Raw genomic sequence first — 25,301 nt, 5'->3', positions numbered from 1 at the left:
TATGAGGGCTTGAATTCTATCAAGCGCGATTACGTACAATAATGGGACTAAAGCATAGCTTGGTTCTGAGGCATAGAGGAGCATCCGCCCCTCTGTGTCTTTTTTTTTGGTGCCCGGAGCCATATACTTCCGTGTCGCCGAGATCCTTGAACAGTTGAACCTAACGAAACCGTTCCGAATCTCATTGTCCGCCGCTCCATTTTAATTGAAACGAAGTCCATTAATTATGCCTGTACAGGGGGGAAAATATACCGGACGTCGTTTTCACCCAAGCTTCTTCAACTCCTTCCTCGCCCCCGCATAATTCGGGTAGACGCGCCCCACCGCTTGCCAGAAGGCTGGTGAATGATTCATCTCGATGAGGTGCGATAATTCATGCGCTACTACATAGTCCACCAGATGAAGCGGCATTTGAATCAGCCGCCAGTTGAGATGAACAATGCCACGCGAGTTGCAACTTCCCCACTGGGTTCTGGCGTGCGATAGCCGCAACTGCGGCAGTGCAACGCCGAGCTTGTCCGCATACAGCGCAAGCCGTTCGCTGAAACATGTCAATGCTTTGTTGCGATACCAGTCCATCACAATTTTTTCGATTTGGCGGGCGGTCAGTACGGATGGCAGTGGCAATTGCATCTGCCTGTCTTCGGCTCCTGCCTTCATGGTTGCCCGAGTCATTTGCATTACCCCGGTAGCTGTCGCCGCCAGCCGCCAGGGTTCACCCAGGAGTGGAAAAACGGCACCTTCCTCCCACACCGGTTCACTGGATTTTCTGCTTTTCCATTCATCGAGTTTTTCTACCACCCAATCGGCCCTGTTTTGCAATACCGATTCGACCCAGCACAACGATTCTCTTAATGGAATGCGGACAGTCAAGCCTTCGTTGTCAATTTTCATACCAATTGTTCTACGTTTGCAGCGCTTGAGCGTATAAGCGACTTCCTTGCCATTCAAGCTGACATGGTGGATTTCACCTGCGGGCGTTGTCCGCCTATCCCTCGGAGATCGGGATAATTTTGCTGTTGTCATATGCCTTCCGATTCTGGTCACCAATACGAATCATCTCCGCCTCGATCCAGGTTTCCACCATGGTGTTGAGATCGCCGGACTCCATTCCTCGGGGATCTATCGGCGCGCCGACGCTCACTGTAATCGTGCCGGGAAGTTTGATAAACGCATTCTTGCCCCAGAATTCCCCCGCATTGTGCGCAACCGGGACCACTGGCGCGCCAGTATGCGTAGCGAGCCATGCACCGCCAATGTGGTATTTTCCTTTTTTTCCCGGCGCAATGCGCGTGCCTTCCGGGAAAACCACGATCCAGAAACCCTGCTTCAGGCGATCTTTTCCTTGCTCGACGATTTGCTTCAGTGCCGTTTTTCCCGAGCTGCGATCGATCGCAATGGGACTGTTCATCGCCAATCCCCAACCGAAAAACGGTACACGCAGCAGCTCTTTTTTAAGTACCCACACCTGGGGCGGAAAAATCTGCTGAAACGCGAGGGTTTCCCATGCCGACTGATGTTTGGACAGTATGATGCTCGGTGCTTGCGGAATGTGCTCCGCGCCCATAACGCGATATTGTATGCCACAGATAATGCGCAGCAGAAACAGCATCAGATGCGCCCAGCCGGAAGTGATGCGGTAGCGGCTCATGGGCGACAGTGGGAACGCGGCGAATACAATCAGGAAATAAAGCGGAGTGATGACGATCTGTAATAGGCTATATAGCGTTGAACGCAACACCGGCAGGATCATATTCATTCCGTCAGTGCATCAACGGCTGCTGCAAGGTCACGGAATATCCGGGTGTTTTCGGGCAGTCCACCCTCTGCTTTCGTTTTTTTGCCTTTGCCGGTCAGCACCAAAACCGGAATAGCACCTACCGCCGCCGCAGCCTGTAAATCACGCATTGAATCGCCGATTGCGGGTACGCCACTCAGCTCCAGGCCAAAGCGCTGAGAAATTTCCTTGAACATTCCGGTTGCGGGCTTGCGGCAATCGCAATTATCCGCAGTGGTATGCGGACAGAAAAACATCGCATCAATGCGTCCACCTGCCTGGTTTGCCGCTTTCCACATCTTGTCATTGATCGCATTGAGCGTGGCCATGTCCAGCAGCCCCCGGCCGATACCGGCCTGGTTGGTGGCGACCACGACCCGATAACCTGCCTGGGTGAGGCGCGCAATCGCTTCCAGGCTGCCGGGAATCGGCTTCCATTCATCCGGCGTTTTAATAAATGCGTCGCTGTCAAAATTGATGACACCATCGCGATCGAGAATGGCCAGTTTCATAATAGGGGTCCAGATTAAGTAGCCAACTTGGAAATATCAGCCACGCGATTCATTTCCTGCCGTAACTGGGCCAACAGAGCAAGACGATTGGCGCGCAGATCGGCATCCTCCGTATTCACCATCACCTTGTCGAAGAAGGTGTCCACCGGTGTTTTCAATGCTGCAAGTTCCTGCAGAGCCAGGCTGAATTTTCCGAGTTTAAAGGCGATGTCTGTTTTTGGCATGATGGTATTGAGTGCGGCATGCAATGCCTGCTCGGCAGGCTCCCGCAAAAGTGTGGCATTCACCGTGCTGCTGACCGCACCTTCAGCCTTTTTCAGAATATTGCTTACCCGTTTGTTTGCAGCCGCAAGGCTTTCAGCTTCCGGTAAAGCGGAAAAAGCGCGGACGGCAGCAAGGCGCTGATGAATTTCGTTCAAAAATTGCGGTCGTTTGGCAATGACCGCTTCAATCTGTTGCGGTGAGTAGCCTTGTTCACGCAACTGACTGGACATTCTTTCATAGATGAAATTCAGCAACTGATGAGACTCGGCATCACCGAAATTAATCTTGTTATTGAACACTCCACTTGAAATTCTGATTATCTCTTCCAGAGAAATTTCGAGTTTTTTTTCTGTCAGCATACGTGTCACGCCCAAGGCATTGCGGCGTAATGCAAATGGGTCTTTGTCACCGGTCGGAATCTGTCCGATACCAAACATGCCAACCAGCGTCTCCAGTTTATCTGCCAATGCGACGCAGAGTCCGGTCATATTACGCGGCAATTCATCACCCGCAAATCGTGGTTTGTAGTGATCTTCGATGGCAAATGCAATATCGTGTGACAGTCCGTCATGCTGGGCATAATAGCGTCCCATGATGCCTTGCAACTCGGGGAACTCGCCTACCATGCCGGTAAGCAGATCTGCTTTGGATAGCATGGCGGCTTCGCCGGCTTGGGCCGCAAGCTCATTACCGCCCAATCGCAAACCAATCGCCTGTGCGATTGCCCAAATCCGTTCCACACGCTCCGCCTGGGTGCCAATCTTGTTGTGATAGACAACTTTATCCAAACCCGCAACGCGCGCAGCTAGCGTTTTCTTGCGATCCTGATCGAAAAAGAATTTTGCATCCGCCAGGCGTGAGCGCAGTACGCGCTCGTTGCCGGTAATTATCTGGCTGGCATCTGCCGGACGAATGTTGGAGACAATCAGGAACTGATGGGAGAGCTTGCCGTTTGCATCCAGAAGCGGAAAGTATTTTTGATTCGCCTTCATGGTCAGAATCAGGCACTCTTGCGGCACCTCCAGGAATGCATTATCAAACTTTCCCACCAGAACACTTGGCTGTTCGACCAGTCCGGTCACTTCGTCCAGCAATGCTTCGTCTTCCACGGGTTGCAGGCCTGTCTCAGCCGAGACGGCTTGAAGCTGCCGGACAATTTCGGCACGCCGTGCTGGAAAGCTGGCAATAACCGCACCCTCGTTTTTTAGTTGCGACTCATAGCTATCGGCATTCTTCAACATCACCGCCTTAACCCTTGCTTCAAAGCGATGCCCTTGTGTCTCTCGTCCGGCGGTCAAACCCAAGACGCTGATGGGTATGATTTCCGCGTCGTGCAGGGCGACCAAACCATGCACGGGGCGCACAAAATTCACGCTCTTCCACCCGTCGGCCAGTTGATAGGTCATCATCCGGGCGATCGGCAGCTTGATGAGAGCTTCATCAATGGCTCTCTGTAAACCTTCCGCCAGTACCACGCCCTTTACTACACTGTCGAAGAACAGGGCCTCTACCTTGCCATCAAACGTTCTTTTGAGCTGAGACACTGGCATATCCGTGGCATCGATGCAGAGACTCCCGAGTTTCTTGAGCAGGGCGGGTGTGGCCTGCCCATTAGAATCCAGGCCAACTGACACGGGCATCAATTTTTGTGAAGCGGATTTATCAGCCGCTTGCACCGTCACGTTTTTAATATGCACCGCGAGTCGACGCGGTGAGGCAAAAGCCGTGATGACGACATCATTTTTGGCCAAGCCCTGGGCCTTGAGGTTTGCAGCTATTACTTCCGCGAAGCTGTCACCCAGTTTTTTAAGTGATTTGGGTGGCAGTTCCTCAACGAGCAGCTCAATCAACAGATTTCCGGTTGCGTTGCTCAAGCGATTTTCTCCGTCATTTGCTCGACCCACTCGCGCGGCGCCATCGGAAAATCCAACCGTCTGCGGCTCTCGTAGTAGGCTTGCGCTACGCTACGGGCGAGATCGCGAATTCGCCCAATATAGGCCGCGCGCTCTGTAACGGAGATCGCACCGCGCGCATCCAGTAGATTGAATGTATGCGCGGTTTTCAGCACCTGCTCATAGGCCGGCAGCGCAAGCCCGTGTTCCACCAGATACCGGGCTTGCGTTTCGTGACTGGCAAAGGCATTCAGCAAAAAATCCATATCACTGTGCTCGAAATTGTAGGCTGATTGCTCGACTTCATTCTGATGGTATACGTCACGGTAGGAGAGACCTTGCGTCCAGGTCAGATCGAACACGTTTTCCACTCCCTGGAGATACATGGCAAGCCGCTCCAGACCGTACGTGATCTCGCCCGTAATCGGCTTGCAGTTCAATCCGCCGACTTGCTGGAAATACGTAAACTGTGTCACCTCCATCCCGTTCAACCATACTTCCCAACCCAAACCCCACGCACCCAGCGTTGGGTTTTCCCAATCATCCTCAACGAAACGAATATCGTTTTGCTTCAAATCAAAGCCGAGTTCTTCCAGTGAACCAAGATACAGGTCCAGGATACCGGGAGGAGGAGGCTTCAGCACGACCTGAAATTGATAGTAATGTTGTAAGCGATTTGGATTTTCACCATAGCGTCCATCCTTGGGCCGGCGCGCAGGCTGAACATAAGCGGCCTTCCAGGGTTCCGGCCCGAGGGCGCGAAGAAAGGTGGCGGTGTGTGAAGTGCCGGCGCCGACTTCCATGTCATAGGACTGGAGCAGCGCGCAACCCTGTTTGTCCCAATAATGTTGCAGGGTGAGAATAATTTCCTGGAATGTGAGCATGGAAATGCCTGAGTTAACCTAGATCCGGTAGTTGATCGCTCATTTATCAGTCTGGAATTTTGGAATGGAACGACCATTCTGCGTCGTTGCGCCTACCCTGTACCCCAAAAACCGCGCACTTTTCACCCCGTCCAACCAACGAATTTAGGGTTAATCGTGCTGATTTAAAGCCAACATGCCGGGATTTTACAGGTTTTTGTGCTCGCCGCGAAAAATCGGCAACAAGCCGATAACCAGCAATACGCCGGCGAGTATGAATAACAGATTATTGCCGAAACGGACATAGGGCGTTGCACCGACGTATCCTTGCGCCATACCGTGCAGCGCGGTTGTGGTAAATACTTCCGCTTCCTGCAACACGATGCCGCGTTCGTTAATAATGGCGGTAACGCCGGTATTGGTGGCGCGCAGCATATAACGCCCCGTCTCCATTGCGCGCATTTGCGAAATCTGCAGGTGTTGCCGCGGACCGATGGACCGGCCAAACCAGGCGTCATTGCTGACGTTGGCGAGGAGCGTGGCTTGAGGTAATTGCTTGATGATTTCCTCTCCAAATACATCTTCGTAGCAGATGTTCACCGCAACCCTTTGTCCGGCCAGATTCATCGGTTGCTGGTCAAGCCCTCCACGCGAGAAATCCAATAACGGGATTTTCAATACATCGATGACCCAGCCGAACACAGCCTTCAATGGAATGAATTCTCCAAACGGCACCAGATGGTACTTGCGGTAGCTCTGATCGGGAGATGTGCCGAAGCTGAACATGGAGTTGTAGTATTCGCTGCGTCCGCCGGGGGCTTCAACCATGCCGACCAGGATATCGCCATTATTACGTTTGGCATGAGTAGCCAGTTGTGCCAGATAACTCGACGGTACCTCGTCACGGTACAGCGGTATCGAAATCTCGGGCGTGATAATGAGGCGGCTGCTGCTTTCCAGCGTGAGTCTGGCGTACGTATCCATCGATGTGACGAGCTGATCTTCCCGCCATTTCAAATCCTGCGAGATATTTCCCTGTAGCAGGCTTACTGTGACCGGTTCACCTTGTGGTTCAGTCCAGCGGATCTGCTGCAAGCCGAAACCGATAAACCAGATTGCCAGAAGCGGCAGCAGGTAACGCCATTCCCGAAATCGCTTTTCGAATAATAGACATATCAGTGCCGCGCTTAGAACGAGCACCAGTGATACGCCATAAACACCCATGACGGGGGCAAAACCTCCCAATGGGCCGGCCGGCGCTTGCGAGTAGCCCAGTGTCAGCCACGGAAAGCCGGTGAACAAGAAGCTGCGCAGCCAGTCGGACAACCCCCATAACGCACCTGCGGCCAATGACCAGACGATGGGCACACTGATGCGCAACTTCGTCAATATCCAGCCTGTCAATGCGGGGAATAAAGCGAGATAGGCGCACAAAACGACCAGCGCAAGCACCGCGGCTGGCATCGGCATTGCGCCGAAGTCATGCAGGCTGATGTAAATCCAGGTGACTCCCGCGCTGAACATGCCCATGCCGAAGATGAAGCCCAGTAAGGCGGCGCGCATGGATGTCGCGCTTATGCGCCAGAAGTGGCATAGCAGCGCGAGCGTGAAAACGGGAACTGGAAAAAGATAAAACGGCGCAAAACCGAGAACAGTAATTGCGCCGAGCAGAAATGAGAGGGCTAATTGCGAACGGAGTGTTTTTTTCGACACTTCAATCAATCATGTTATCGGGTTCGGTGCGAACAAGGGCGTGCAATTCACTCAAGGTATAAACGCTCATGGCGATCTAACGGTGAGCCAATATAAGTGAACCGGTTGCGCGGGAGACAGACAAAATTGCAAGACGATGAGTTGACTTCACGGCTTATTGCCTTGAATCGCGTTTTGGTCCTGATCCTTCCTGGGCAGCATTAATCGAAATGTGGAACCCACTCCCACTTTGGACTGGACTTCCAATTTGCCGCCTAAAAGCCGGGTCGCTTCCGAGGCGATGGCGAGCCCCAGACCTACGCCCGGTTGACCATACGTATCGCCCCGGCGGAAGGCATCAAACAGATGACTCAGGTTTTCCGGTGCAATACCCGGCCCCTGATCGCTAACGCTTAATACCCAATCGATGTCTTCTTCACCATTCGCATCTTTCCGGGCCAGTACTTTTATTTCGCCCTCGGAGCTATATTTCATCGCATTACCCAGCAGATTCTGCAATACCAGCGTCAGCAACCCTTCGTCACTGATGGCTTGCGCTCCATCGGGTGCGTCCGAATCCAGCTTTATCCCTTTGGATTTGGCTTCATGCGCAAACTGGCTGGTAATTTCGGAGAGCAACAATTTTAGATCCACTAGTTCCGCTGTGTGATGAACAGGTTCTTTCCGCAACTGCTCCGACTGAAGCATCCGATCCATCCCGGCGGTCGTCTGGAGTATTGCACGCTTGACGGATTCCAAGTCCGCGACGCTATCCGCGAACTCAGGTACTTGAGTCAGCCTTTTGACGAGAAGCTGCACGTGAAGCATGGCGTGGTGCAGATGGTTGCGGAGATCATGCGAAAGAAACGAAAGATACTTGGCCTGAACCTCGGTGGAGGTTCTATTCTGCTGTTGCAGGTGTTCGATAAATCTGATGACTCCGCTTTGCAGCGCAGTGTCTACGGCCATGTTCAAAGCGATATTGCTCCGCATATCCAGCCGCTCATCCATTGCTTCCGTGACTTGTTCGATGATGACCCGGCGCAGTAGACGGTACTCAATGACCAGCTCGCGTATATTGTAGTTTTCCTGGAAGCGGGACTCCCCATGCATTTTGCTGCCTTCAACGAGATCGCAAGTGACGGATGGTTTATCCGAGGCGAATGCGTCTATGATTTCTTGCAGGATCAATGGTATTGAGTTGCGAAGATTCTGGAGGGTGAGTGCATCGGCTGCAGGAAGCGTCTGAACCACGGCGGCCTCCCACGTCCGGACGATAACGTCCTGCCGCAGCCTTAAGGCAGATGCGAGGTGAGGGAACGCGTGGTACGCCAGGAGATCAAGCGTCAAGTCGTCCGTGGACATGCAATGCTCTCCATTGGCAATATAAAACGCTCAGAAAAGCGGGATTATATGAATTAGTGCGATAGTTCAAGGAAACCTGATTTCAGCCCAAAAGGCGAATGCCCGCACTGTTTTTCTTGCTCAACGCTAAGTTCTGCCGGACCGTAGCCAGGGAAACTTTTCCGCACCCGTAGGTGACATAATGACCCCGTAGTCGATATGGATGGCAATTTCTATGTTAAACTTTCACGTTCCCAAAAGTGAGGTAAGCATGCCGGGCGACAAAATCAGCATTTTAGCGCATAAACCGCTTATGCTGACAAAAAAACGACTACGCTGGTTAATCCTGTTATCCAGTTTTCCGTTATTCGGAATGATGGCTGCCTTTGGTATTGCGCCCGATACCTCGTTGGAGGATCTTCCCGTCGAGGAAGTTATCCGTGGTCTTGAACTCCCCGAGATTCTTCCGCCTTCCGGCGAAAATATAACATTCTGGCGCCAGGAACGTATTCAGGCGGGCGACACCATCGCAACCCTGCTGTCCCGGCTCGAGGTGAATAATCAGGATGCGGCCAGTTTCCTGCGCGATTCGAGAAACATCAAGGCCACGCATCAACTGGTGACCGGTAAGATCGTCCATGTGCAGACTACCGCGGCGGGCGAATTGCTTTTGTTGCGCTATTTCGCCGGCGGAAGTGAACAACTGGTGATGGAAAAGATTGGCGATGTCTTCAAGGTAAGCGAGCAGCCGGTCAAACTGGAAACACACATTCAAATGAAGTCTGGGGTGATAAACAGCTCGCTGTTTGCAGCCGTCGATGGCGCGGGTGTTCCGGACAGCGTTGCCACGCAGATTGTCGATATTCTGGCGTCCGATATTGATTTTCATCGGGATTTACGCAAGGGCGACCGTTTCACAGTGGTTTATGATTCACTTTATGGTAATGGCGAGCCCGCCAGGCCCGGACGAGTGCTGTCGGTGGAGTTCATTAATCAGGGCACTCCTCATCGGGCAGTCTATTTTCAGGCGGACAACGGAGAAAGCGGTTATTACACACCCGACGGAAAAAATCTGAGAAAAGCATTCTTGCGTTCGCCGCTGGAGTTTTCCCGCATCAGTTCGGGCTTTTCCAGCGCACGTTTCCACCCTATCCTGAAAACATGGCGCGCTCATAGCGGCATTGATTACGCCGCGCCAACAGGAACGCGGGTGAAGGCCGCCGCGGACGGGACGGTGCTGTTTGCTGGTTGGCAGGGTGGTTACGGTAATGTCGTCATCCTGCAACACCATGGGCAGTACTCTACGGTTTACGGTCACTTATCGACCTTTGCTAAAGGTTTGCGCTCGGGACAAAGTGTCAGCCAGGGTGATGTCATCGGTCATGTCGGCGCAACCGGGATGGCTACAGGTCCGCATCTGCACTATGAATTTCGCTTCAATGGTGTTCAACGCGACCCCACGCGGATGGCCATGCCCACCGCCAATCCCGTTTCGGCTAAATATCTGCCCGCATTCTATGAGTACACAAAGCCATTGATGGCTCGGCTGGATATGTTGCGTGGTACGAGCCTGGCTTTCCTGGACTAGCCAGTTTCATCCTATTCCCTCTCCCACTTCCGTTCCCACCCCCACCCATAGAGGCGAAAATAACAGAGCACGCAGGCGGATGGATTTGAAAACCGCTTACTATATCGGCATTATGTCGGGCACCAGCCTTGACGGAATTGATGCGGTGCTGGCTGATTTTAGTTCGTCGCCTCCCTTTCTGCTACAAACCTGTTATCTATCTTACGACAGTGAGTTGCGCGGCCGATTGCTGGATCTGAACCATCCGGGTAATGACGAGCTGCATCGCGCAGCCATGCTTGGTAATGAGCTTGCTCGCCGCTATGCGGAGGCTGTGACGGGTTTGCTGAATAAGTGCGGCGTAGAACCTCAGCAGATAACTGCCATTGGCTGCCATGGCCAGACTGTGCGCCACTGCCCCGAGTCGGAGAGAGGCTATACCATTCAGCTATGCAACCCCGCATTGCTGGTCGAACTCACAGGTATTACCGTGGTAGCGGACTTCAGGAGTCGTGACATCGCCGCGGGCGGCCAGGGTGCTCCTCTGGTTCCGGCATTCCATCAAATTTTGTTCCAGGATTCACAAGTTCATCGTGTAATTGCTAATATTGGTGGAATCTCCAATCTCACCAGCCTCACGCCCAATGGAGAGGTTACCGGATTCGACTGCGGCCCCGGTAATATAATGATGGATGCATGGTGTTTGCATCATACCGGCAAGCCATACGATGAGAACGGCGCGTGGGCTGAATCCGGCCGAGTGATCCCGGAACTGCTTGAGAAGCTTCTTGCGCTTCAGTTTTTTTCTCTTGCTCCACCAAAAAGCACAGGCAGGGAATTATTCAATCTGGTCTGGCTGGAGAGCTATCTATCTGGAGATGAGAAGCCGACAGACGTTCAGGCAACTTTGCTGCAGTTGACGGTAGCGGGAATTGCTGAGGCAGTGCTTGCCTACTTTCCGGATGCCGCGGAAATCTATCTGTGCGGGGGGGGCGCGCATAATACGGCACTCGTTGCACGATTACGAATGGCACTCCCTGGCAGGAAGGTGGAATTGACAGACAGTGTCGGCGTTGACGCGGATTGGCTGGAGGCATTTGCCTTTGCCTGGCTGGCGAGGCAGGTCATTTCAGGAGTTCCTGCCAGTCTTCCCACGGTAACCGGTGCGCGCGGCGCCCGCCTGCTCGGTGCGATCTATCCGGGTTGACCTTGAATCCGGCAGTTGACCGCTCATTGACTGAGCGGCACTATTTTTCTACAAACAAAAACGGAAGCCGCGGCTTCCGTTTTTTTAATAAAGCCGCACGGGTAGTTAAACGGAGAATGAAGATCCACAACCACAGGTGCTGGCAGCCCCCGGATTTTTGATAACGAATTGGGCTCCTTCAGCGTTTTCTTGGTAGTCGATTTCCGCCCCGGCCAGGTACTGAAAACTCATCGCATCGACCAGCAGTTTTACGCCATTCTTTTCCATTACCATATCGTCTTCGCCTATCAGTTCGTCAAAGGTGAAGCCGTATTTAAAGCCGGAACAGCCTCCACCCGCAACGAATACCCTGAGCTTAAGATCATTATTCCCCTCTTCTTCAATCAGCTCCCTGACTTTGCTTGCCGCGTTATCGGTAAAGATCAATGGGACTTGCGTTCCCGCGACTAAATTTTCCCCAGTTGCAGCGTTCATATCGAGTTATCCGCATCAAAATTAATCCAGGGGAACAAATTATGTCCTCCTGTCAAATAAACGTCACTCACCATGGGTGGCGGGTATCAATGCCACCACCTTATTTTCGAGTTGGGCATTGTCCAGAAGACGATGAAGCATGCCGTCAACCGATGCGCCAAGCTGAATCTCCATGGATTTGTAATGGACATCTCCGGAGATTTTGGCTTTGGGCTGTAATTCCACATACTCGGTTCCATATATGGCGCCGGCTACGGTGCCATTAATAACCGCGTGAGAAACCTGGATTTTTCCCTCTACGATCGCTTGATCGCTCAATACCAGGGTGCTGGGCTTGTCGCCCACCGCGGTAATGTTTCCTGTAATATGGCCATCTACGCGCAACCCTCCGCTGAAATTGATATTGCCGTCGATATGGGTTCCCGCGCCGATTAGCGAATCAATCTGGTTCTGAGGTGTGGGTGTTTTCTTTCCACCAAACATTTTCTCTCCTTCACAAAGACAGATTAACGGTCTGTGTTAGCCTTGCCTGCGCTACGCCTTTTTCAAATACTTTTACCTGTATGCTCTCCACTAAAGCATCCGGCGGCATCCGGAAACTTCTCTCCACTCGCTGGTAAAACTTGAAGTTAACGTCAAATGTATTTGACGGGCTTTCACTGACAAGAGGCGTGACCATTTTCTCACCATTCTGCCGGAAATTGACGACGAATTCCAGACTACCCTGAAAATCTTTGGCGCGTTGCCCGCCCTGGACCAGTAGCAGGCTGTAACGATATTCTCCGGGCAACTGGCCGCGCGCCAGCTTTAAATGGCTAACTGAAACGCGTTGTTCGGTTTTCCCGGTAACCGATCCGAGATTCTGGAAAAATGCGACATCTTCCTTCAAGCGGATATTTTCATCTTCCAGGGTTTTGACATGCTTGGTAATATCTTCACGTGCGACCGTGTCCATCTGCAACTGGCGTTCAAGTCCGGCCATTTTCATACGTAACTCGCTGTTTTCTTTCTCCAAGCGATTATTCAATCGTGATAGCCGGTCCAGTTCATGGTTTATCTCATTTTTATCAAAACCCGCAAACTGATGCCCGGCATCGTACATGCCCCATGACAGAGCCAATGCGAGCGCGGTAAGCAAGCCGATAATAAGCCAGCGCAAATATTCAGGCCTGTGTGGACGTATCGCCACTTTCGGGGCAAAAATGCCAGATTTTCTTTTAGGTGATTTAATCATGGCCGTAAGTTTACGCTGTTATGACAGCCAGACACCGAGCGTTGGAAGAATTCTGCCGGACTCAGGTTAGAGGAATTTTGTCGCGGAAGCATCTGGCCGGTGATTTCGCCATTCTTTTGGCCAATATAATAGCTATCAGCCTTCAATATCTGTCTTCGCGGCCTCACTTCTCAGTTTCGACTCTTCAAGCCGGTCAAGCGGTTACGGCAGGAGTGGGACATGATCGATAGCGAGGATTTCCGGAAAACCGAGCATAAGGTTCATATTCTGTACAGCCTGTCCCGCAGCTCCCTTGACGAGGTTGTCCGTTACCGACAATATTACCGCGGTATTACCCTCTTGCGGACGATGAACCGCGATGCGGCAGAGATTCGAACCTCGCACCGAGCGGGTTTCGGGATGAGCGCCTGCTGGAAGCACATCAACAAATGGTTCGTTGGCGTAGCGCTTTTCGTATATGGCCTGTAAATCGGCATCTTTGTTAAGCCTGCCATATAGCGTAGCGTGAATGCCCCGGATCATGGGGGTGAGGTGCGGGACGAATGTCAGTCCGACCGGGCCTCCTGCCATACGAGATAGTCCCTGTCTGATTTCGGGCAGGTGCCGGTGTCCGGATACCCCATAGGCCTTGAAATTGTCCGAAGCTTCGGCAAATAATGTAGGCACTGCCGCATTGCGGCCCGCGCCGGAGACACCGGATTTGGCATCGGCAACGAGATGCTCCAAGTCTACAATACCCGCTTCGATCAAAGGCAGGAATCCCAATTGCACTGCGGTGGGGTAACAGCCAGGATTTGCTATGAGCCGCGCACCTTTGATTTTGTCACGATTGATTTCAGGCAAGCCATAAACAGCTTCTTCCACCAGATCGGGGCAGGCATGTGTCATCCCATACCATTTTTCCCACACCGCTATGTCCTTGATACGAAAATCAGCGGCGAGGTCGATCACCCGCACTCCCGCATCGAGCAGTGATCTGGCCTGTTGCATGGCGATACCGTTGGGCGTCGCAAAGAACACGATGGCGCATCGGTTGAGTTCCGCTTCGGCCGGATCGCAGAATTTAAGTGGGACCCGTCCGCGCAAGCTGGGAAATAACTCGGCTACACTCATTCCGGCCTCTTTGCGCGAGGTAATGGCGTGTATGCTTACTTCGGGATGCTGCGACAAAATGCGCAACAATTCTACGCCGGTATAACCGGTTCCACCTACGATACCAACTTTAAGCATAAAATCTCCAGTTTCTATGCGAAGAATGGGATTCTCCATCACCATTTTTCATATTACATATCGGGCCTATTTTGTATCCGCATTCTCGTTCGTATCCTTAGTTACAGATAATAAATAGGCTTTGCCCAGAATCCTGAATTTTTAGAGACATCTTTATATATTTTGGTTCGATTAGCCGGATGCCTTGCAGGGAGAATGCAACCGGTTGATCAATTACCCTAAATTCACCGCGTAATAAACTCACCATGACGCGAAGACAGGTGATGAAAAAAGTCTTTGCGGGTCACAGTGTCGAGCTGAGAAATGAGCGAACAGCCGCTCAATTCAAAATTATAAGCAACAAGTAAAAAAGCCGCCAGAAACAGGCGGCTTTTGAATAGGGGACACGCAAAAAACTTATCGTTTGGAGAATTGTTTACGCCGGCGCGCCTTACGTAACCCCACCTTTTTCCGCTCCACTTCGCGCGCATCGCGCGTTACCAGCCCGGCATTGCTCAATACGGGCTTGAGCGTGGCGTCAAAGTCAATCAAAGCGCGGGTAATGCCATGGCGCACTGCGCCAGCCTGTCCCGATTCGCCCCCCCCATGGATGTTGACCACGATGTCAAAACTTGTAAGATTTCCGGTTAACTCAAGCGGTTGGCGAACCACCATACGGCCGGTTTCACGGGAAAAGAATTCGTCGACGGGTCTGTCATTGACAGTAATCAACCCCTTGCCAGGTTTCATGAATACCCGCGCCACCGCGCTTTTACGACGACCGGTACCATAGTTATACGTTGTACTCATAATTTAAGCCCTGACTTCGAGTTGTCGCGGTTGTTGCGCCGCGTGCGGATGCGTGGCACCGGCATAGATTTTAAGCTTCTTTAACATGGCATAACCGAGTGGACCTTTTGGCAGCATACCTTTCACTGCTTTTTCCAGAGGCCGTTCCGGAAACCGTGTATGCATTTTGGCGAAACTGGTTTCGTAAATACCACCGGGGTAGCCGCTATGACGGTAATAAGTCTTGTCTTCCATCTTATTTCCGGTGACGCGCAGCTTGTCAACATTGATTACAATAATAAAATCGCCGGTATCCACATGAGGCGTGAAAATAGGTTTATGTTTACCGCGCAGACGATGGGCAATTTCCGCGGCGAGGCGCCCGAGCACCTTGTCCGCCGCGTCGATCACGAACCAGTCGTGGATTACTTCATGTGGTTTGGCTGAAAAGGTTTTCACAACGCCCGCCTTTGCTGATTTCAATAAAGCCGCGAATTCTATGCCAGACCAGGTCGAATGTCAAACCGGACCATTCCACAAATGGATCTAGGGCCTGTTAACACTTATTTCGCACCCGCGTTGCTACACAAAAAATGCGGATGCCGCGTTTTTGTGCGCAACCCGAAGGGACGGGACGGATTTCATTCAGCCCTTCGTTACTCGCCGCTTACGGAGGCGTGCTCCGCCGCACAACTCATGCCTCGTGCTGGATGAAATCCGTCGCCGTCGCGGGTGTAAAATAAGTGTTAACAGGCCCTAGGAAAGGAATACGCCGCTCATACGCCATTACCAGTGGAGCTCGGTCCGCGAGCGATTCTCCCAGTATTCATCATACTCGCTGCGAATTGCGGCACACCTTATCTGAAATGCCGGGCCATTTAACCCGGCATTTTTCTGTCGATACTGCCGGTCGCTATGCCCGTCCGAGAGCGTGAATCTTTATCTATTCTCACCAAAATTTTTAGGAAAACGGGTATCATGTTGGGAGAACAATACCGTTAAAAAGTCTGCTGATACTTGTAGATTATCGGCGTGAAAAATACGGTAACATCCTATTATCTTATTGTCTGAGGAGAGCGTTTGTATGTCACAAAAACACCCTGTTATCGCCGTTACTGGATCGTCAGGTGCCGGTACATCGACAGTCAAAAATAGTTTCGAGCATATTTTTCGTCGCGAGAAACTGACTGCTGCGGTGGTAGAGGGCGACAGTTTTCATCGCTATGATCGTGATGCAATGAAGGTAGCCGTCGCGGAATCGGAGAAAGACGGTGGTCATCCCATCAGTCATTTTGGTCCCGAGGCCAATGAGTTCGAGAAACTGGAAGCGTTATTCAAGGAATATGGCGAGAGCGGCGGCGGCAAGACGCGCCTGTATTTGCACAATGATGAAGAAGCGGCGCCCTATCAGCAGAAGGCTGGGACATTTACCCCCTGGACATCAATAAAGCCGGGTTCCGATATGCTGTTTTATGAGGGCTTGCATGGCGGGGTCAAGAGCGAGACCGCCGATGCTGCAAAGTATGTGGATTTACTGGTGGGTGTCGTACCGATTGTTAATCTGGAATGGATCCAGAAAATCCATCGTGACATGAATGCGCGTGGTTATTCGGCGGAGGCGGTGACTCATACCATTCTCCGCCGTATGCATGATTATGTGCATTACATTACCCCGCAGTTCTCACTGACTCATATCAATTTTCAGCGAGTCCCGACAGTTGATACGTCAAATCCTTTTATTGCGCGTGATATCCCGGCTCTGGATGAAAGTTTTGTCGTGATCCGCTTCCGCGATCCCAAGAACGTGCAATTTCCCTATCTTCTTTCCATGATCCACGATTCGTTCATGTCGCGTCCGAATACAATTGTCGTGCCGGGCGGGAAAATGGGATTGGCCATAGAGTTGATATTAACACCGCTGATTCTGGATCTCGTCACGAAAAGCCGGAGTAAATAGTCCGGCAGCCGTTGCCGATAAGGATGCCTTTTGAATTCAAAGGGACGGGCAATCCGCTATGCGGATTGCCCGTCCACGTTATTTACCCTCCGCTCCATGTGAGCTTCACCCGGAATTTAGAAATTTCTTGAGTCCCTCGAAACGTTGTACCGGCATACCATCTTTGTATTCCTTCCTTTACACGGTTCGATGAAACTCAAGTAATTCCGGCGCTATTTAAGCGGAAATAGTTTTCTTCCAATGTCTTCCCTAATTTCAGAATTAAATCCTGAACAACTTGAAGCCGTGACTCTGCCACATCAATCAGCGCTGGTGCTGGCTGGTGCAGGCAGCGGCAAGACACGGGTACTCACCACTCGTATTGCGTATTTGATCCAGTCTGGTCAAGTCAGTCCTCACGGCATACTTGCGGTTACCTTCACGAATAAGGCGGCGAAGGAAATGCTCGTCCGCATCGCTTCCATGCTGCCGATCGATACGCGTGGCATGTGGGTAGGTACCTTCCACGGTCTGTGCAACCGCATGTTGCGCGCCCATCATCAGGATGCCGGCTTGCCACAGGCTTTTCAGATTCTGGATTCTGCCGATCAGTTGGCGGTGATCAAGCGTTTGCTGAAGGTACTCGACGCGGACGATGAAAAATTTCCTCCACGCCAAGTGCAATGGTTCATCAATAATGCGAAGGAAGAAGGGCTCAGAGCGTCGCAGGTCGAAATTTACGACGATTTCGCCCGCAAGATGGTTGAGTTTTATCTATTTTATGAGCAGCAGTGTAACAAGGAAGGGGTGGTGGATTTCGCTGAGCTCCTGCTTCGCAGTTATGAATTGCTGACTCGCAACGAACATCTGCGCGAGCACTATCGTGGCCGCTTCGATCATATTCTTGTGGATGAATTTCAGGATACCAATCGCTTGCAGTATAAATGGCTGAAGCTGCTTGCCGGTAACCGCGCCGCGGTATTTGCGGTCGGCGATGATGATCAGAGCATTTATGCGTTCCGTGGGGCGAACACCGGTAATATGAAAGATTTTGAGAGGGACTTCCATATCTCAAAAATCATTAAGCTCGAGCAGAACTATCGCTCGCATGGCAACATTCTTGATGCGGCCAATACGCTGATACGCAACAATAGCAGCCGCCTCGGCAAAAATCTCTGGACTTCGGAAGGCCACGGCGAACCGATACGCGTGTATAACGCACCGACCGATTTTGATGAGGCTTCCTTCATCGTGGACGAAGTGAAGTCGCTACGCGCGGAAGGCGTCGTGCTGTCCCAGATAGCGTTGCTTTACCGTTCCAACGCACAATCGCGCGTGCTGGAGCATGCCTTGTTCAATGCTTCACTGGCTTATCGGGTATATGGCGGCATGCGTTTCTTCGAACGTCAGGAAATCAAACATGCCTTGGCCTATCTGCGGCTGATGGCAAATCCTGAGGACGATAACGCACTGCTCAGGATCATCAATTTTCCCGTACGCGGTATTGGCATGCGCAGCCTGGAGCAATTGCAGGACGAAGCCAGGCGGCAGGGTGGCAGCTTGTGGGCGGCAATGCAACAGAAGTATGGAAACGATGCGGCCTGCATCCCGAATTCGGGAGATCAAGCCCCAATCAGGCTTGAGAGCAATCAACGGTTGGACAAGCCAAAAAAAGGAGTTGAGGGCTTTGCTGTGCTGATCGAGTCGATGCGCCAGGTTTGCGAAAAGCTGCCGTTACCGGAAGCCGTCGAGCATATGCTGGAGCATAGCGGGCTGGTGGCACATTATCGCGCTGAGCGCGAGGGAGCGGACCGCCTGGAGAACCTGAACGAATTGATTAATGCTGCCACCGGCTTTGTGCATGAAGCCGAGGATGACAGTCTCACGGCATTTCTGAGTCACGCATCGCTGGAAGCGGGCGAGCATCAGGCTGGTAGTGGTCAGGACGCGCTGCAGTTGATGACGGTGCACTCGGCCAAGGGGCTGGAATTTCACAGTGTATTTCTGAGTGGATTGGAAGAAGGTTTATTTCCCCACGATAATAGTCGTAACGAAGCAGGTGGCGTGGAAGAGGAGAGACGCCTGATGTATGTAGCGTTGACCCGGGCACGACGACGCCTGTATCTGAGTTTCGCCCAAAGCCGCATGTTGCATGGCCAGACCCGCTATAACATTCCTTCTCGTTTCCTGCATGAGATTCCGGATAGCTTGCTCAAGTGGCTGCAACCGATGCAGAAGGCAACGATCAGGAATGAGGATTGGGGAAGGGGGAGGCAAGGATCAGGCCGGGTAATCCAGGAGCCTTGCGTTCAAGCTCGCACATCGAATATTCGGGATTCGACGGCGTCGCAATGGCGCATAGGACAGAATGTGATGCATGCCAAGTTTGGCGCGGGGGTGATAGTCAATTGCGAGGGTCACGGAGCGGATGCTCGCGTTGAGGTCAGATTCGGCCGCATCGGCACGAAGTGGTTATTGCTGGAATATGCCAAACTGACCCCTGCGTGATTCACCGCTCAGGCTGACTCGGCCGTATCCACAAAAATATCCCTGTAGCTTGCGTAAATAGAGCCAAACAGAGTCGGTATCAGTATAAACAATCCCAGGCCATAGGGCATCGTGGCAAGTATTACCAGCGCCACTAGCGTAATGCCGTAAATCTGGAATGCGATGATGTTCTTCAGGCAGGCGACAAAACTTAGCCGCATTGCATCCACTGCGGCCATGCCGTTGAATATCACCAGCAAAGGTGCAAACCAGGTAGCCATCATCAGCGGAACGGAAAGCGTTAGGCCGACCAGCGAGGCGGACAACATATTGCCGGAGACGCTTTTCAACTCATTCTCATCCACCCGTTTTCCGTCTATCAATAGATCCATCAGAACATCACCCCCGACCAGCATGAATAGTCCAAGAATCAACACTTGCCCTACCAGATAAATTCCTCCTATCGTGATCAACGGTCCAGGGGTGTTCCTGAAGCCTGCAAGCAAGTGAGCAATCTCCAGTTTCTCGCCTTGTTCCAGGGCTCTGCATCCTATCATTAACCCGGCTAGAAACACCGGTGAAAGGAGGGTGAAGATGAACTGTCCCGCCATTGGAATAAGCGATAAGGTGACGGCGATAAGAAGCAAAGTGGTGCACAGCAAAATCCACACCAGTGGAATCTGGCGGAATATATAGAATCCGGTCACAATCCATTGCCACCCTTGTTTTGCATCGACCTGCCTGACTTCCATTTTCTGTATCTCCGGTAGAGTAGCGCCTGCTACCAATTCTGTGGTGCGGTTTACCGTTCACACCCAAACTTGTGCCAGTCTTGAGTGGGATGCCGCATGGTTCTTCAATATGTGCATAAAGTGAGCGGGATTCTTGGCATGAGTGAGTTCTCCCATGCGCGGCAAGTGATAATCATGCAGCCGCGACAACCAGAAGCGCAGAGCCCCGGCTCGCAGCATTATCGGCCAGGCACCCTTCTCGATCGCGGTAAGCGGGCGGATACGGTGATAGGCTTCGAGTAGCGACAGCACACGTTTTACGTCTAACTCGCTATTTTCACTTAAACACCAGTCATTGGCCGTAATAGCAATATCGTACAGCAACCTATCGTTGCAGGCGAAATAGAAATCGATTACCCCCCCTATCGTATCGCCGGTGAATAGTACGTTGTCACGAAATAGATCCGCATGAATCACGCCACACGGCAGATCATCGGAATAATGCAGCGACTGAAAATGGAGTTCCTCCTCAAGAATCGCTATTTCCTCCCCCGTAAGAAACGGGATGACACAAGGCGCCGTGGCTTTACACCATTCGAGACCCCGTGGGTTCTCCATTCTTTCGGGGTAGGACAGACCGGATAAATGCATGTTCGCGAGGAGCGCGCCGACCTCGGCGCAATGCGCAGGGGTGGGACGTTCCTGTGATTTGCCGGGCAAGCAAGTAACGATGCTTGCCGGCTTATCATTGAGTTCGCCAAGGAACCCCTTGTCAAGATTGGCTATCGGACAAGGGCAAGGAATGCTGCGTTGCGACAAATAGGCCATCAGGTTCAAGTAATAGGGCAGATCGGACGAGGTTAGTTTTTCAAACAAGGTGAGAACATATTTGCCCCGGTTGGTCGTGACAAAATAATTCGTATTTTCGATGCCGGAGGAGATACCTTGCAGATCAATCAGCGTACCCAGCGAATAGTTATTCAGCCATGTGGAAAGCTGATGTTGAGTGACGGTAGTGAAGACAGACATGAGCGAGAGGAAAAGGGAGAGAAGAAGTCTTATAATCCCATCGAACTTCTTGTTCTTTAAGGGCGTTTAATCTAAATCCAGCGGTTGGCCGCTTCGTTTTTCAGTTCATTTATCAATTTGAGCGCCATGATGCGTATGGATTTTCCGCACCTGCACCTGTCTACTTCGGATTCAGATTCGGATTTAAAACTGGCGCAATATCCACATTGGGGGCCGAATATTCTGATCAAGTCCCCCGGAGCCACCAGCGGAAAATGTACCATCTCCCTGATTATCAATCAGGTAATACGGCAGACCAATGCGGGGAGTCACTTTGATCATGTAGAGACGCCCATTGATGCGGTATTCTTCGATCTTATCCTCTCCGCGCCTGGTAATCGTAACCTGTGGTTCAAGCGCGGCATCATCCTGGTCGGCGCCCGGTGAAGGCAAGGCTATTTCAGGCGGTTCCGGTACTTCCGGTATCGGCCGCAAATCCTTGGGCTTGGATTGTGCCGCTGCCGGCAGGGCAGCGCTCAATAACACGATGAGAATTATTAGACGCATGGCTGCTCCGGCGGGGTCAACGCACCCATTCTATCTGAAATGACACGGGTTTTATAGATTGAGCTGAACTTCCCGTTCAGCTGTGGAAGGCTCGAAGCCGCTAGTTTCATAATACCTGAATATTGCCTTGACTACTTCGCGGGGTTCATCGATCACCTGTATCAAATCCATATCTTCCGGGGCAATCATGCCCTCGGTTATGAGGGTATGCCGCAGCCAGTCGAGCATGCCGCGCCAGAAGTCTGAGCAAACCAGAATAATCGGCATTTTCCGTGTCTTGCCAGTCTGAACCAGCGTGAGTGCTTCCATCAGTTCGTCCAGCGTGCCGAATCCGCCGGGTAAGACGACGTAAGCAGTAGCGAATTTCACGAACATATACTTGCGCGCAAAAAAATGGCGGAAAGTCTGGCTGACGTCCTGGTAAGTATTACGATGTTGTTCGTGTGGGAGCTGGATATTCAGGCCGATACTCGGCGACGTGCCAAAATAGGCGCCCTTGTTGGCCGCCTCCATGATACCAGGACCACCACCCGAGATGACGGAAAAGCCGGCATCGGACAATTGCCGTGCGATCTGCTCGGTTAATATATAGTTGGGATGATCGGGAAGCGTACGTGCACTCCCGAAAATACTGACGGCGGGCCGAATTGAATTCAAGCGTTCCGTCGCTTCGACAAATTCTGCCATAATGCCGAACACGCGCCACGACTCCCTCGCCGACCAGGTTTTTTCCCGGAAATCATTTGTCATGGTACGGGCTAATTTATCTTGCGTGCTCATTGAAAACCTTTGGAAGTTAAATGAAAACATTGCTGCTGGTTGATGGCTCATCCTACCTGTATCGCGCTTTCCATGCGCTGCCGGATTTGCGCAACCGCAATAACGAACCGACCGGTGCGATTTATGGTGTGCTTAACATGCTGCGCCGTTTGCACAAGGATTACCAGGCTCATTATAGCGCTTGCGTATTTGATGCAAAAGGCAAGACTTTTCGCGACGATCTCTATGCGGAATATAAAGCGCACCGTCCCCCCATGCCGGGCGATCTGGCGGCGCAGATCGCGCCGTTGCATGAGTGCATAAGCGCCATGGGTTGGCCAATGCTGATTGTAGAAGGCGTGGAGGCGGATGATGTGATTGGCACGCTGGCTAAACAAGCCGTGCGCGAAAACATGCATTGTGTCATTTCCACCGGTGATAAGGACATTGCGCAACTGGTGAATCCGCAAGTGACGCTGATCAATACCATGAGCAATGAAACGCTCGACGAAGCGGCGGTGCTTGCCAAATTTGGCGTGACGCCAGCGCGCATGCTCGATTATCTGGCATTGGTGGGTGACACGGTGGACAACATTCCGGGCGTGGAAAAGGTCGGCCCCAAAACCGCGGTGAAATGGCTCAACCAATATGGCACATTGGACAATCTTATCATTCATGCAGATGAAATTGGTGGCGCGGTGGGGGAGAATTTGCGTGCGGCGCTCGACTGGTTGAGCCGATCGCGCGAATTACTGGCGATAAAGTGTGACGTGGTACTTCCCGTCGCTTTACACGATCTTGGGCTGCAACCGCAGGATACCGTAAAACTGGCCGAGCTGTACGAGCGGCTGGATTTTAAAACCTGGTTGCGGGAAATACGGCAGAATGCGGGCTCGGGCTCGGGCTCGGGCTCGGGGAACCCAAGGGTGATTGGCGACGCGCCTTCGGCCACCGGATATCCGGCAGTGAATGCGGATCGGCAATCTTCGGATAGGGTGTCAGCGGACTATCAGACCATTCTCACGCAATCCCAACTGGATGAATGGATCGCACGCATTCATGCCGCGCCGCTGGTTTCGCTGGATACGGAAACCACCGGGCTGGATCCGATGCAGTCGCAGCTCGTCGGAATTTCGTTTTCCATTGCGCCTCATCAGGCGGCTTACCTGCCGCTGACCCACCGGTATGCGGGTGTGTCGCCGCAGCTGGGGGTGGATCTCGTGCTCGATAAGCTCAGGCCCTGGCTGGAAGACTCCACCAGATCTAAAGTGGGTCAGAATCTCAAATATGACAAACACATTCTTGCCAATCATGGCATTACCTTGAACGGGATTGCCCACGATACGCTATTGCAGTCTTACGTACTGGAATCCCACCGTCCGCATGATATGGATAATCTCGCGTTGCGGCATCTTGGGGCCAAAACCATTGGCTATGATGAGATCACCGGCAAGGGGGCCGGGCGTATCGGTTTTGATCAGGTAGACATCGAACGTGCGGCGCAATATGCGGCGGAAGATGCCGATATCACGCTGCAACTGCATCAACACTTGTACCCCGAAATAGCGAAGGACGCGAAGCTCGATTACATCTATCGCGCACTTGAAATGCCGGTACTGGACATACTGTTTGAAATGGAGCGTAACGGCGTATTGCTGGACTTAAGATTGCTGGAAATCCAAAGCCGCGAACTCGGAGAGAAAATGCTGGCGCTGGAAGGGCAGGCACACGCAATTGCCGGGCAGCCATTCAATCTGAATTCACCCAAGCAAATTCAGGAGATACTGTTCAACCAGCTCAAGCTTCCCGTTATCAAGAAAACGCCGGGCGGCACACCCTCCACCGACGAAGACGTGCTGCAACAGCTCGCGCCGGATTATCCACTGGCAAAAATCCTGCTCGAATACCGCGGTCTTGCCAAGCTTAAATCCACTTATACGGACAAGCTGTCGCGCATGGTGGATGCCGCAACCGGCCGCGTGCACACCAATTATGCGCAAGCGGTGGCGGTGACCGGGCGGCTCGCCAGCAATGAGCCCAACCTGCAAAACATCCCGGTACGCACCGCCGAAGGCCGCCGTATCCGCGAAGCATTTATCGCATCGCCCGGGCATCGCATTATCTCCGCTGATTATTCGCAGATCGAGCTACGCATCATGGCGCACATATCACAGGACGCGGGATTGCTCAAAGCGTTCGCCGCAGGCGAGGACATACATCGTGCCACTGCAGCGGAGGTGTTTGGCGCGGCGCTGGAAGCGGTGAATAATGAACAGCGCCGCTACGCAAAAATCATCAACTTTGGGCTGATTTACGGCATGTCCGAATTCGGCCTCGCCTCGCAACTCGGCATCGAACGTTCCGCCGCCCGTGCTTACATGGACCGGTACTTTGCCCGCTATCCGGGAGTCGCGAATTACATGCAACGTACCCGGGAAGCCGCAAGAGAAAACGGTTACGTCGAAACCGTATTCGGACGCAGATTATGGTTGCCGGAGATCAACAGTTCCAACGGCAATCGCAGACAGGGTGCGGAACGCGCCGCAATCAACGCCCCCATGCAAGGTACCGCGGCTGATATCATCAAGCTTGCCATGATCGCAGTGCATGGCTGGCTGGCCAAAACAGGCTTGCGTAGCAAATTGATCATGCAAGTCCATGACGAGCTGGTACTGGAAGTACCGGATGACGAAATCGAAACGGTAAAAGATGAGCTGCCGCGGCTAATGGGTGGTGCGGCGACGCTTGATGTACCACTGCTGGTGGAGGTGGGTGTGGGTCCGAATTGGGAGCAAGCGCACTGAGGAGTCGTACAACAAGTCCTTCCATGGGAGCAGCGTAGGAGCGCTGCTAACGCCACCATTCAAACAGATTTGAAGTCATTCTGTTTTATGTCGTTAATCCCGCTCCCGGCAGCGATGTTTTATACTGTCAATAATATTATATACTTGCTAATAGGATAAAGATTACCGTAAAATCTCACCCTTTT

General features: G+C 52.3%; 22 protein-coding genes. 5 read left to right on the top strand and 17 right to left on the bottom strand.

Annotated features, from left to right (window positions below):
- Positions 1-264: 264 nt before the first annotated feature.
- From BLO43_RS07940 to BLO43_RS07910, 7 genes are all read right to left on the bottom strand, one after another.
- Entirely contained in the window at positions 265-1,026 is a 762-nt protein-coding gene (locus BLO43_RS07940; protein ID WP_090906611.1) for a M48 family metallopeptidase, read from the bottom strand.
- Positions 989-1,759, bottom strand: a complete 771-nt coding sequence (locus BLO43_RS07935) for a lysophospholipid acyltransferase family protein (RefSeq protein WP_175443894.1) — start codon at positions 1,757-1,759, stop codon at positions 989-991. The genes BLO43_RS07940 and BLO43_RS07935 overlap by 38 nt, the downstream gene beginning before the upstream one ends.
- Complete coding sequence (gene gmhB / locus BLO43_RS07930) at positions 1,756-2,289, bottom strand: D-glycero-beta-D-manno-heptose 1,7-bisphosphate 7-phosphatase (RefSeq protein WP_090906610.1); 534 nt, start codon at positions 2,287-2,289, stop codon at positions 1,756-1,758. Before gmhB ends, BLO43_RS07935 begins: the two co-directional genes overlap by 4 nt.
- A gap of 14 nt (positions 2,290-2,303) precedes the next feature.
- Complete coding sequence (gene glyS, locus BLO43_RS07925) at positions 2,304-4,427, bottom strand: glycine--tRNA ligase subunit beta (RefSeq protein WP_090906609.1); 2,124 nt, start codon at positions 4,425-4,427, stop codon at positions 2,304-2,306.
- Positions 4,424-5,329: a glycine--tRNA ligase subunit alpha gene (gene glyQ / locus BLO43_RS07920; protein WP_090906608.1), complete on the bottom strand. Its 906-nt coding sequence runs from the start codon at positions 5,327-5,329 to the stop codon at positions 4,424-4,426. The genes glyS and glyQ overlap by 4 nt, the downstream gene beginning before the upstream one ends.
- 186 nt (positions 5,330-5,515) lie before the next feature.
- Positions 5,516-7,021: an apolipoprotein N-acyltransferase gene (lnt, locus tag BLO43_RS07915; RefSeq protein WP_090906607.1), complete on the bottom strand. Its 1,506-nt coding sequence runs from the start codon at positions 7,019-7,021 to the stop codon at positions 5,516-5,518.
- A 147-nt stretch (positions 7,022-7,168) separates the two neighbouring features.
- Positions 7,169-8,365, bottom strand: coding sequence for a sensor histidine kinase (locus BLO43_RS07910; protein ID WP_254773388.1), 1,197 nt, complete (start codon positions 8,363-8,365; stop codon positions 7,169-7,171).
- A gap of 214 nt (positions 8,366-8,579) precedes the next feature.
- Between BLO43_RS07910 and BLO43_RS07905 the strand changes: the two genes are divergently transcribed.
- Together BLO43_RS07905 and BLO43_RS07900 are read left to right on the top strand one after the other, a co-directional pair.
- Positions 8,580-9,932, top strand: a complete 1,353-nt coding sequence (locus BLO43_RS07905) for a M23 family metallopeptidase (RefSeq protein WP_254773387.1) — start codon at positions 8,580-8,582, stop codon at positions 9,930-9,932.
- A 79-nt stretch (positions 9,933-10,011) separates the two neighbouring features.
- Positions 10,012-11,118, top strand: a complete 1,107-nt coding sequence (locus tag BLO43_RS07900; RefSeq protein ID WP_090906606.1) for an anhydro-N-acetylmuramic acid kinase — start codon at positions 10,012-10,014, stop codon at positions 11,116-11,118.
- A gap of 105 nt (positions 11,119-11,223) precedes the next feature.
- Here the strand turns inward: BLO43_RS07900 and erpA are convergent, their stop codons facing one another.
- From erpA to rplM, 6 genes are all read right to left on the bottom strand, one after another.
- Positions 11,224-11,592, bottom strand: coding sequence for an iron-sulfur cluster insertion protein ErpA (erpA, locus tag BLO43_RS07895; protein WP_090906605.1), 369 nt, complete (start codon positions 11,590-11,592; stop codon positions 11,224-11,226).
- Between the two features lie 63 nt (positions 11,593-11,655).
- Positions 11,656-12,075 (bottom strand): bactofilin family protein, encoded by a 420-nt coding sequence (locus BLO43_RS07890; protein WP_074631150.1) that lies wholly within the window; start codon positions 12,073-12,075, stop codon positions 11,656-11,658.
- Positions 12,076-12,085: 10 nt separating this feature from the next.
- The gene (locus BLO43_RS07885) at positions 12,086-12,826 is read right to left on the bottom strand and encodes a DUF6776 family protein (RefSeq protein WP_074631152.1); all 741 of its coding nucleotides are present in this window, start codon (positions 12,824-12,826) and stop codon (positions 12,086-12,088) included.
- Positions 12,827-13,027: 201 nt separating this feature from the next.
- A complete protein-coding gene (argC, locus tag BLO43_RS07880) occupies positions 13,028-14,056 on the bottom strand; it encodes an N-acetyl-gamma-glutamyl-phosphate reductase (RefSeq protein ID WP_090906717.1) in 1,029 nt (342 codons plus the stop codon).
- Between the two features lie 396 nt (positions 14,057-14,452).
- A complete protein-coding gene (gene rpsI, locus BLO43_RS07875; protein WP_074631155.1) occupies positions 14,453-14,845 on the bottom strand; it encodes a 30S ribosomal protein S9 in 393 nt (130 codons plus the stop codon).
- Positions 14,846-14,848: 3 nt separating this feature from the next.
- Positions 14,849-15,283 (bottom strand): 50S ribosomal protein L13, encoded by a 435-nt coding sequence (gene rplM, locus BLO43_RS07870; RefSeq protein ID WP_090906604.1) that lies wholly within the window; start codon positions 15,281-15,283, stop codon positions 14,849-14,851.
- A gap of 625 nt (positions 15,284-15,908) precedes the next feature.
- On the opposite strand from rplM, the gene BLO43_RS07865 reads away from it, so the two are divergent.
- Positions 15,909-16,781 (top strand): phosphoribulokinase, encoded by an 873-nt coding sequence (locus tag BLO43_RS07865; protein ID WP_090906603.1) that lies wholly within the window; start codon positions 15,909-15,911, stop codon positions 16,779-16,781.
- 240 nt (positions 16,782-17,021) lie between these two features.
- Positions 17,022-19,268, top strand: a complete 2,247-nt coding sequence (locus BLO43_RS07860) for a UvrD-helicase domain-containing protein (protein ID WP_090906602.1) — start codon at positions 17,022-17,024, stop codon at positions 19,266-19,268.
- Positions 19,269-19,276: 8 nt separating this feature from the next.
- On the opposite strand, the gene BLO43_RS07855 is transcribed toward BLO43_RS07860, so the two are convergent.
- The 4 genes from BLO43_RS07855 to BLO43_RS07840 all read right to left on the bottom strand — a co-directional run bounded on the left by BLO43_RS07855 (position 19,277) and on the right by BLO43_RS07840 (position 22,333).
- Positions 19,277-19,999 carry a BPSS1780 family membrane protein gene (locus BLO43_RS07855; RefSeq protein ID WP_090906601.1) on the bottom strand — a complete coding sequence of 241 codons (723 nt, stop codon included), beginning with the start codon at positions 19,997-19,999 and terminating at the stop codon, positions 19,277-19,279.
- Between the two features lie 57 nt (positions 20,000-20,056).
- Positions 20,057-21,007 carry a homoserine kinase gene (locus BLO43_RS07850; protein WP_090906600.1) on the bottom strand — a complete coding sequence of 317 codons (951 nt, stop codon included), beginning with the start codon at positions 21,005-21,007 and terminating at the stop codon, positions 20,057-20,059.
- A 183-nt stretch (positions 21,008-21,190) separates the two neighbouring features.
- Positions 21,191-21,553 (bottom strand): DUF2782 domain-containing protein, encoded by a 363-nt coding sequence (locus BLO43_RS07845; protein WP_074631166.1) that lies wholly within the window; start codon positions 21,551-21,553, stop codon positions 21,191-21,193.
- 51 nt (positions 21,554-21,604) lie between these two features.
- Complete coding sequence (locus BLO43_RS07840; protein WP_090906716.1) at positions 21,605-22,333, bottom strand: LOG family protein; 729 nt, start codon at positions 22,331-22,333, stop codon at positions 21,605-21,607.
- Between the two features lie 20 nt (positions 22,334-22,353).
- Here BLO43_RS07840 and polA point away from each other — a divergent pair, with 20 nt between their 5' ends.
- Positions 22,354-25,116, top strand: coding sequence for a DNA polymerase I (gene polA, locus BLO43_RS07835; protein WP_090906599.1), 2,763 nt, complete (start codon positions 22,354-22,356; stop codon positions 25,114-25,116).
- Positions 25,117-25,301: the final 185 nt, after the last annotated feature.

This window comes from Nitrosospira sp. Nsp13 (genome assembly GCF_900101945.1).
GTDB classification, from domain to species: Bacteria; Pseudomonadota; Gammaproteobacteria; order Burkholderiales; family Nitrosomonadaceae; genus Nitrosospira; species Nitrosospira multiformis_D.
Note: the sequence above shows the minus strand (reverse complement) of the source record. Positions and strands in the feature narration are given on the sequence as shown.

Coding starts and splice junctions, on each gene's coding strand:
- BLO43_RS07940 (WP_090906611.1), bottom strand. CDS start 1,026: ATGACAACAGCAAAATTATCCCGATCTCCGAGGGATAGGCGGACAACG.
- BLO43_RS07935 (WP_175443894.1), bottom strand. CDS start 1,759: ATGAATATGATCCTGCCGGTGTTGCGTTCAACGCTATATAGCCTATTA.
- gmhB (WP_090906610.1), bottom strand. CDS start 2,289: ATGAAACTGGCCATTCTCGATCGCGATGGTGTCATCAATTTTGACAGC.
- glyQ (WP_090906608.1), bottom strand. CDS start 5,329: ATGCTCACATTCCAGGAAATTATTCTCACCCTGCAACATTATTGGGAC.
- BLO43_RS07910 (WP_254773388.1), bottom strand. CDS start 8,365: ATGTCCACGGACGACTTGACGCTTGATCTCCTGGCGTACCACGCGTTC.
- BLO43_RS07905 (WP_254773387.1), top strand. CDS start 8,580: ATGTTAAACTTTCACGTTCCCAAAAGTGAGGTAAGCATGCCGGGCGAC.
- BLO43_RS07900 (WP_090906606.1), top strand. CDS start 10,012: ATGGATTTGAAAACCGCTTACTATATCGGCATTATGTCGGGCACCAGC.
- erpA (WP_090906605.1), bottom strand. CDS start 11,592: ATGAACGCTGCAACTGGGGAAAATTTAGTCGCGGGAACGCAAGTCCCA.
- BLO43_RS07890 (WP_074631150.1), bottom strand. CDS start 12,075: ATGTTTGGTGGAAAGAAAACACCCACACCTCAGAACCAGATTGATTCG.
- BLO43_RS07885 (WP_074631152.1), bottom strand. CDS start 12,826: ATGATTAAATCACCTAAAAGAAAATCTGGCATTTTTGCCCCGAAAGTG.
- argC (WP_090906717.1), bottom strand. CDS start 14,056: ATGCTTAAAGTTGGTATCGTAGGTGGAACCGGTTATACCGGCGTAGAA.
- rpsI (WP_074631155.1), bottom strand. CDS start 14,845: ATGAGTACAACGTATAACTATGGTACCGGTCGTCGTAAAAGCGCGGTG.
- BLO43_RS07865 (WP_090906603.1), top strand. CDS start 15,909: ATGTCACAAAAACACCCTGTTATCGCCGTTACTGGATCGTCAGGTGCC.
- BLO43_RS07860 (WP_090906602.1), top strand. CDS start 17,022: ATGTCTTCCCTAATTTCAGAATTAAATCCTGAACAACTTGAAGCCGTG.
- BLO43_RS07855 (WP_090906601.1), bottom strand. CDS start 19,999: ATGGAAGTCAGGCAGGTCGATGCAAAACAAGGGTGGCAATGGATTGTG.
- BLO43_RS07850 (WP_090906600.1), bottom strand. CDS start 21,007: ATGTCTGTCTTCACTACCGTCACTCAACATCAGCTTTCCACATGGCTG.
- BLO43_RS07845 (WP_074631166.1), bottom strand. CDS start 21,553: ATGCGTCTAATAATTCTCATCGTGTTATTGAGCGCTGCCCTGCCGGCA.
- BLO43_RS07840 (WP_090906716.1), bottom strand. CDS start 22,333: ATGAGCACGCAAGATAAATTAGCCCGTACCATGACAAATGATTTCCGG.
- polA (WP_090906599.1), top strand. CDS start 22,354: ATGAAAACATTGCTGCTGGTTGATGGCTCATCCTACCTGTATCGCGCT.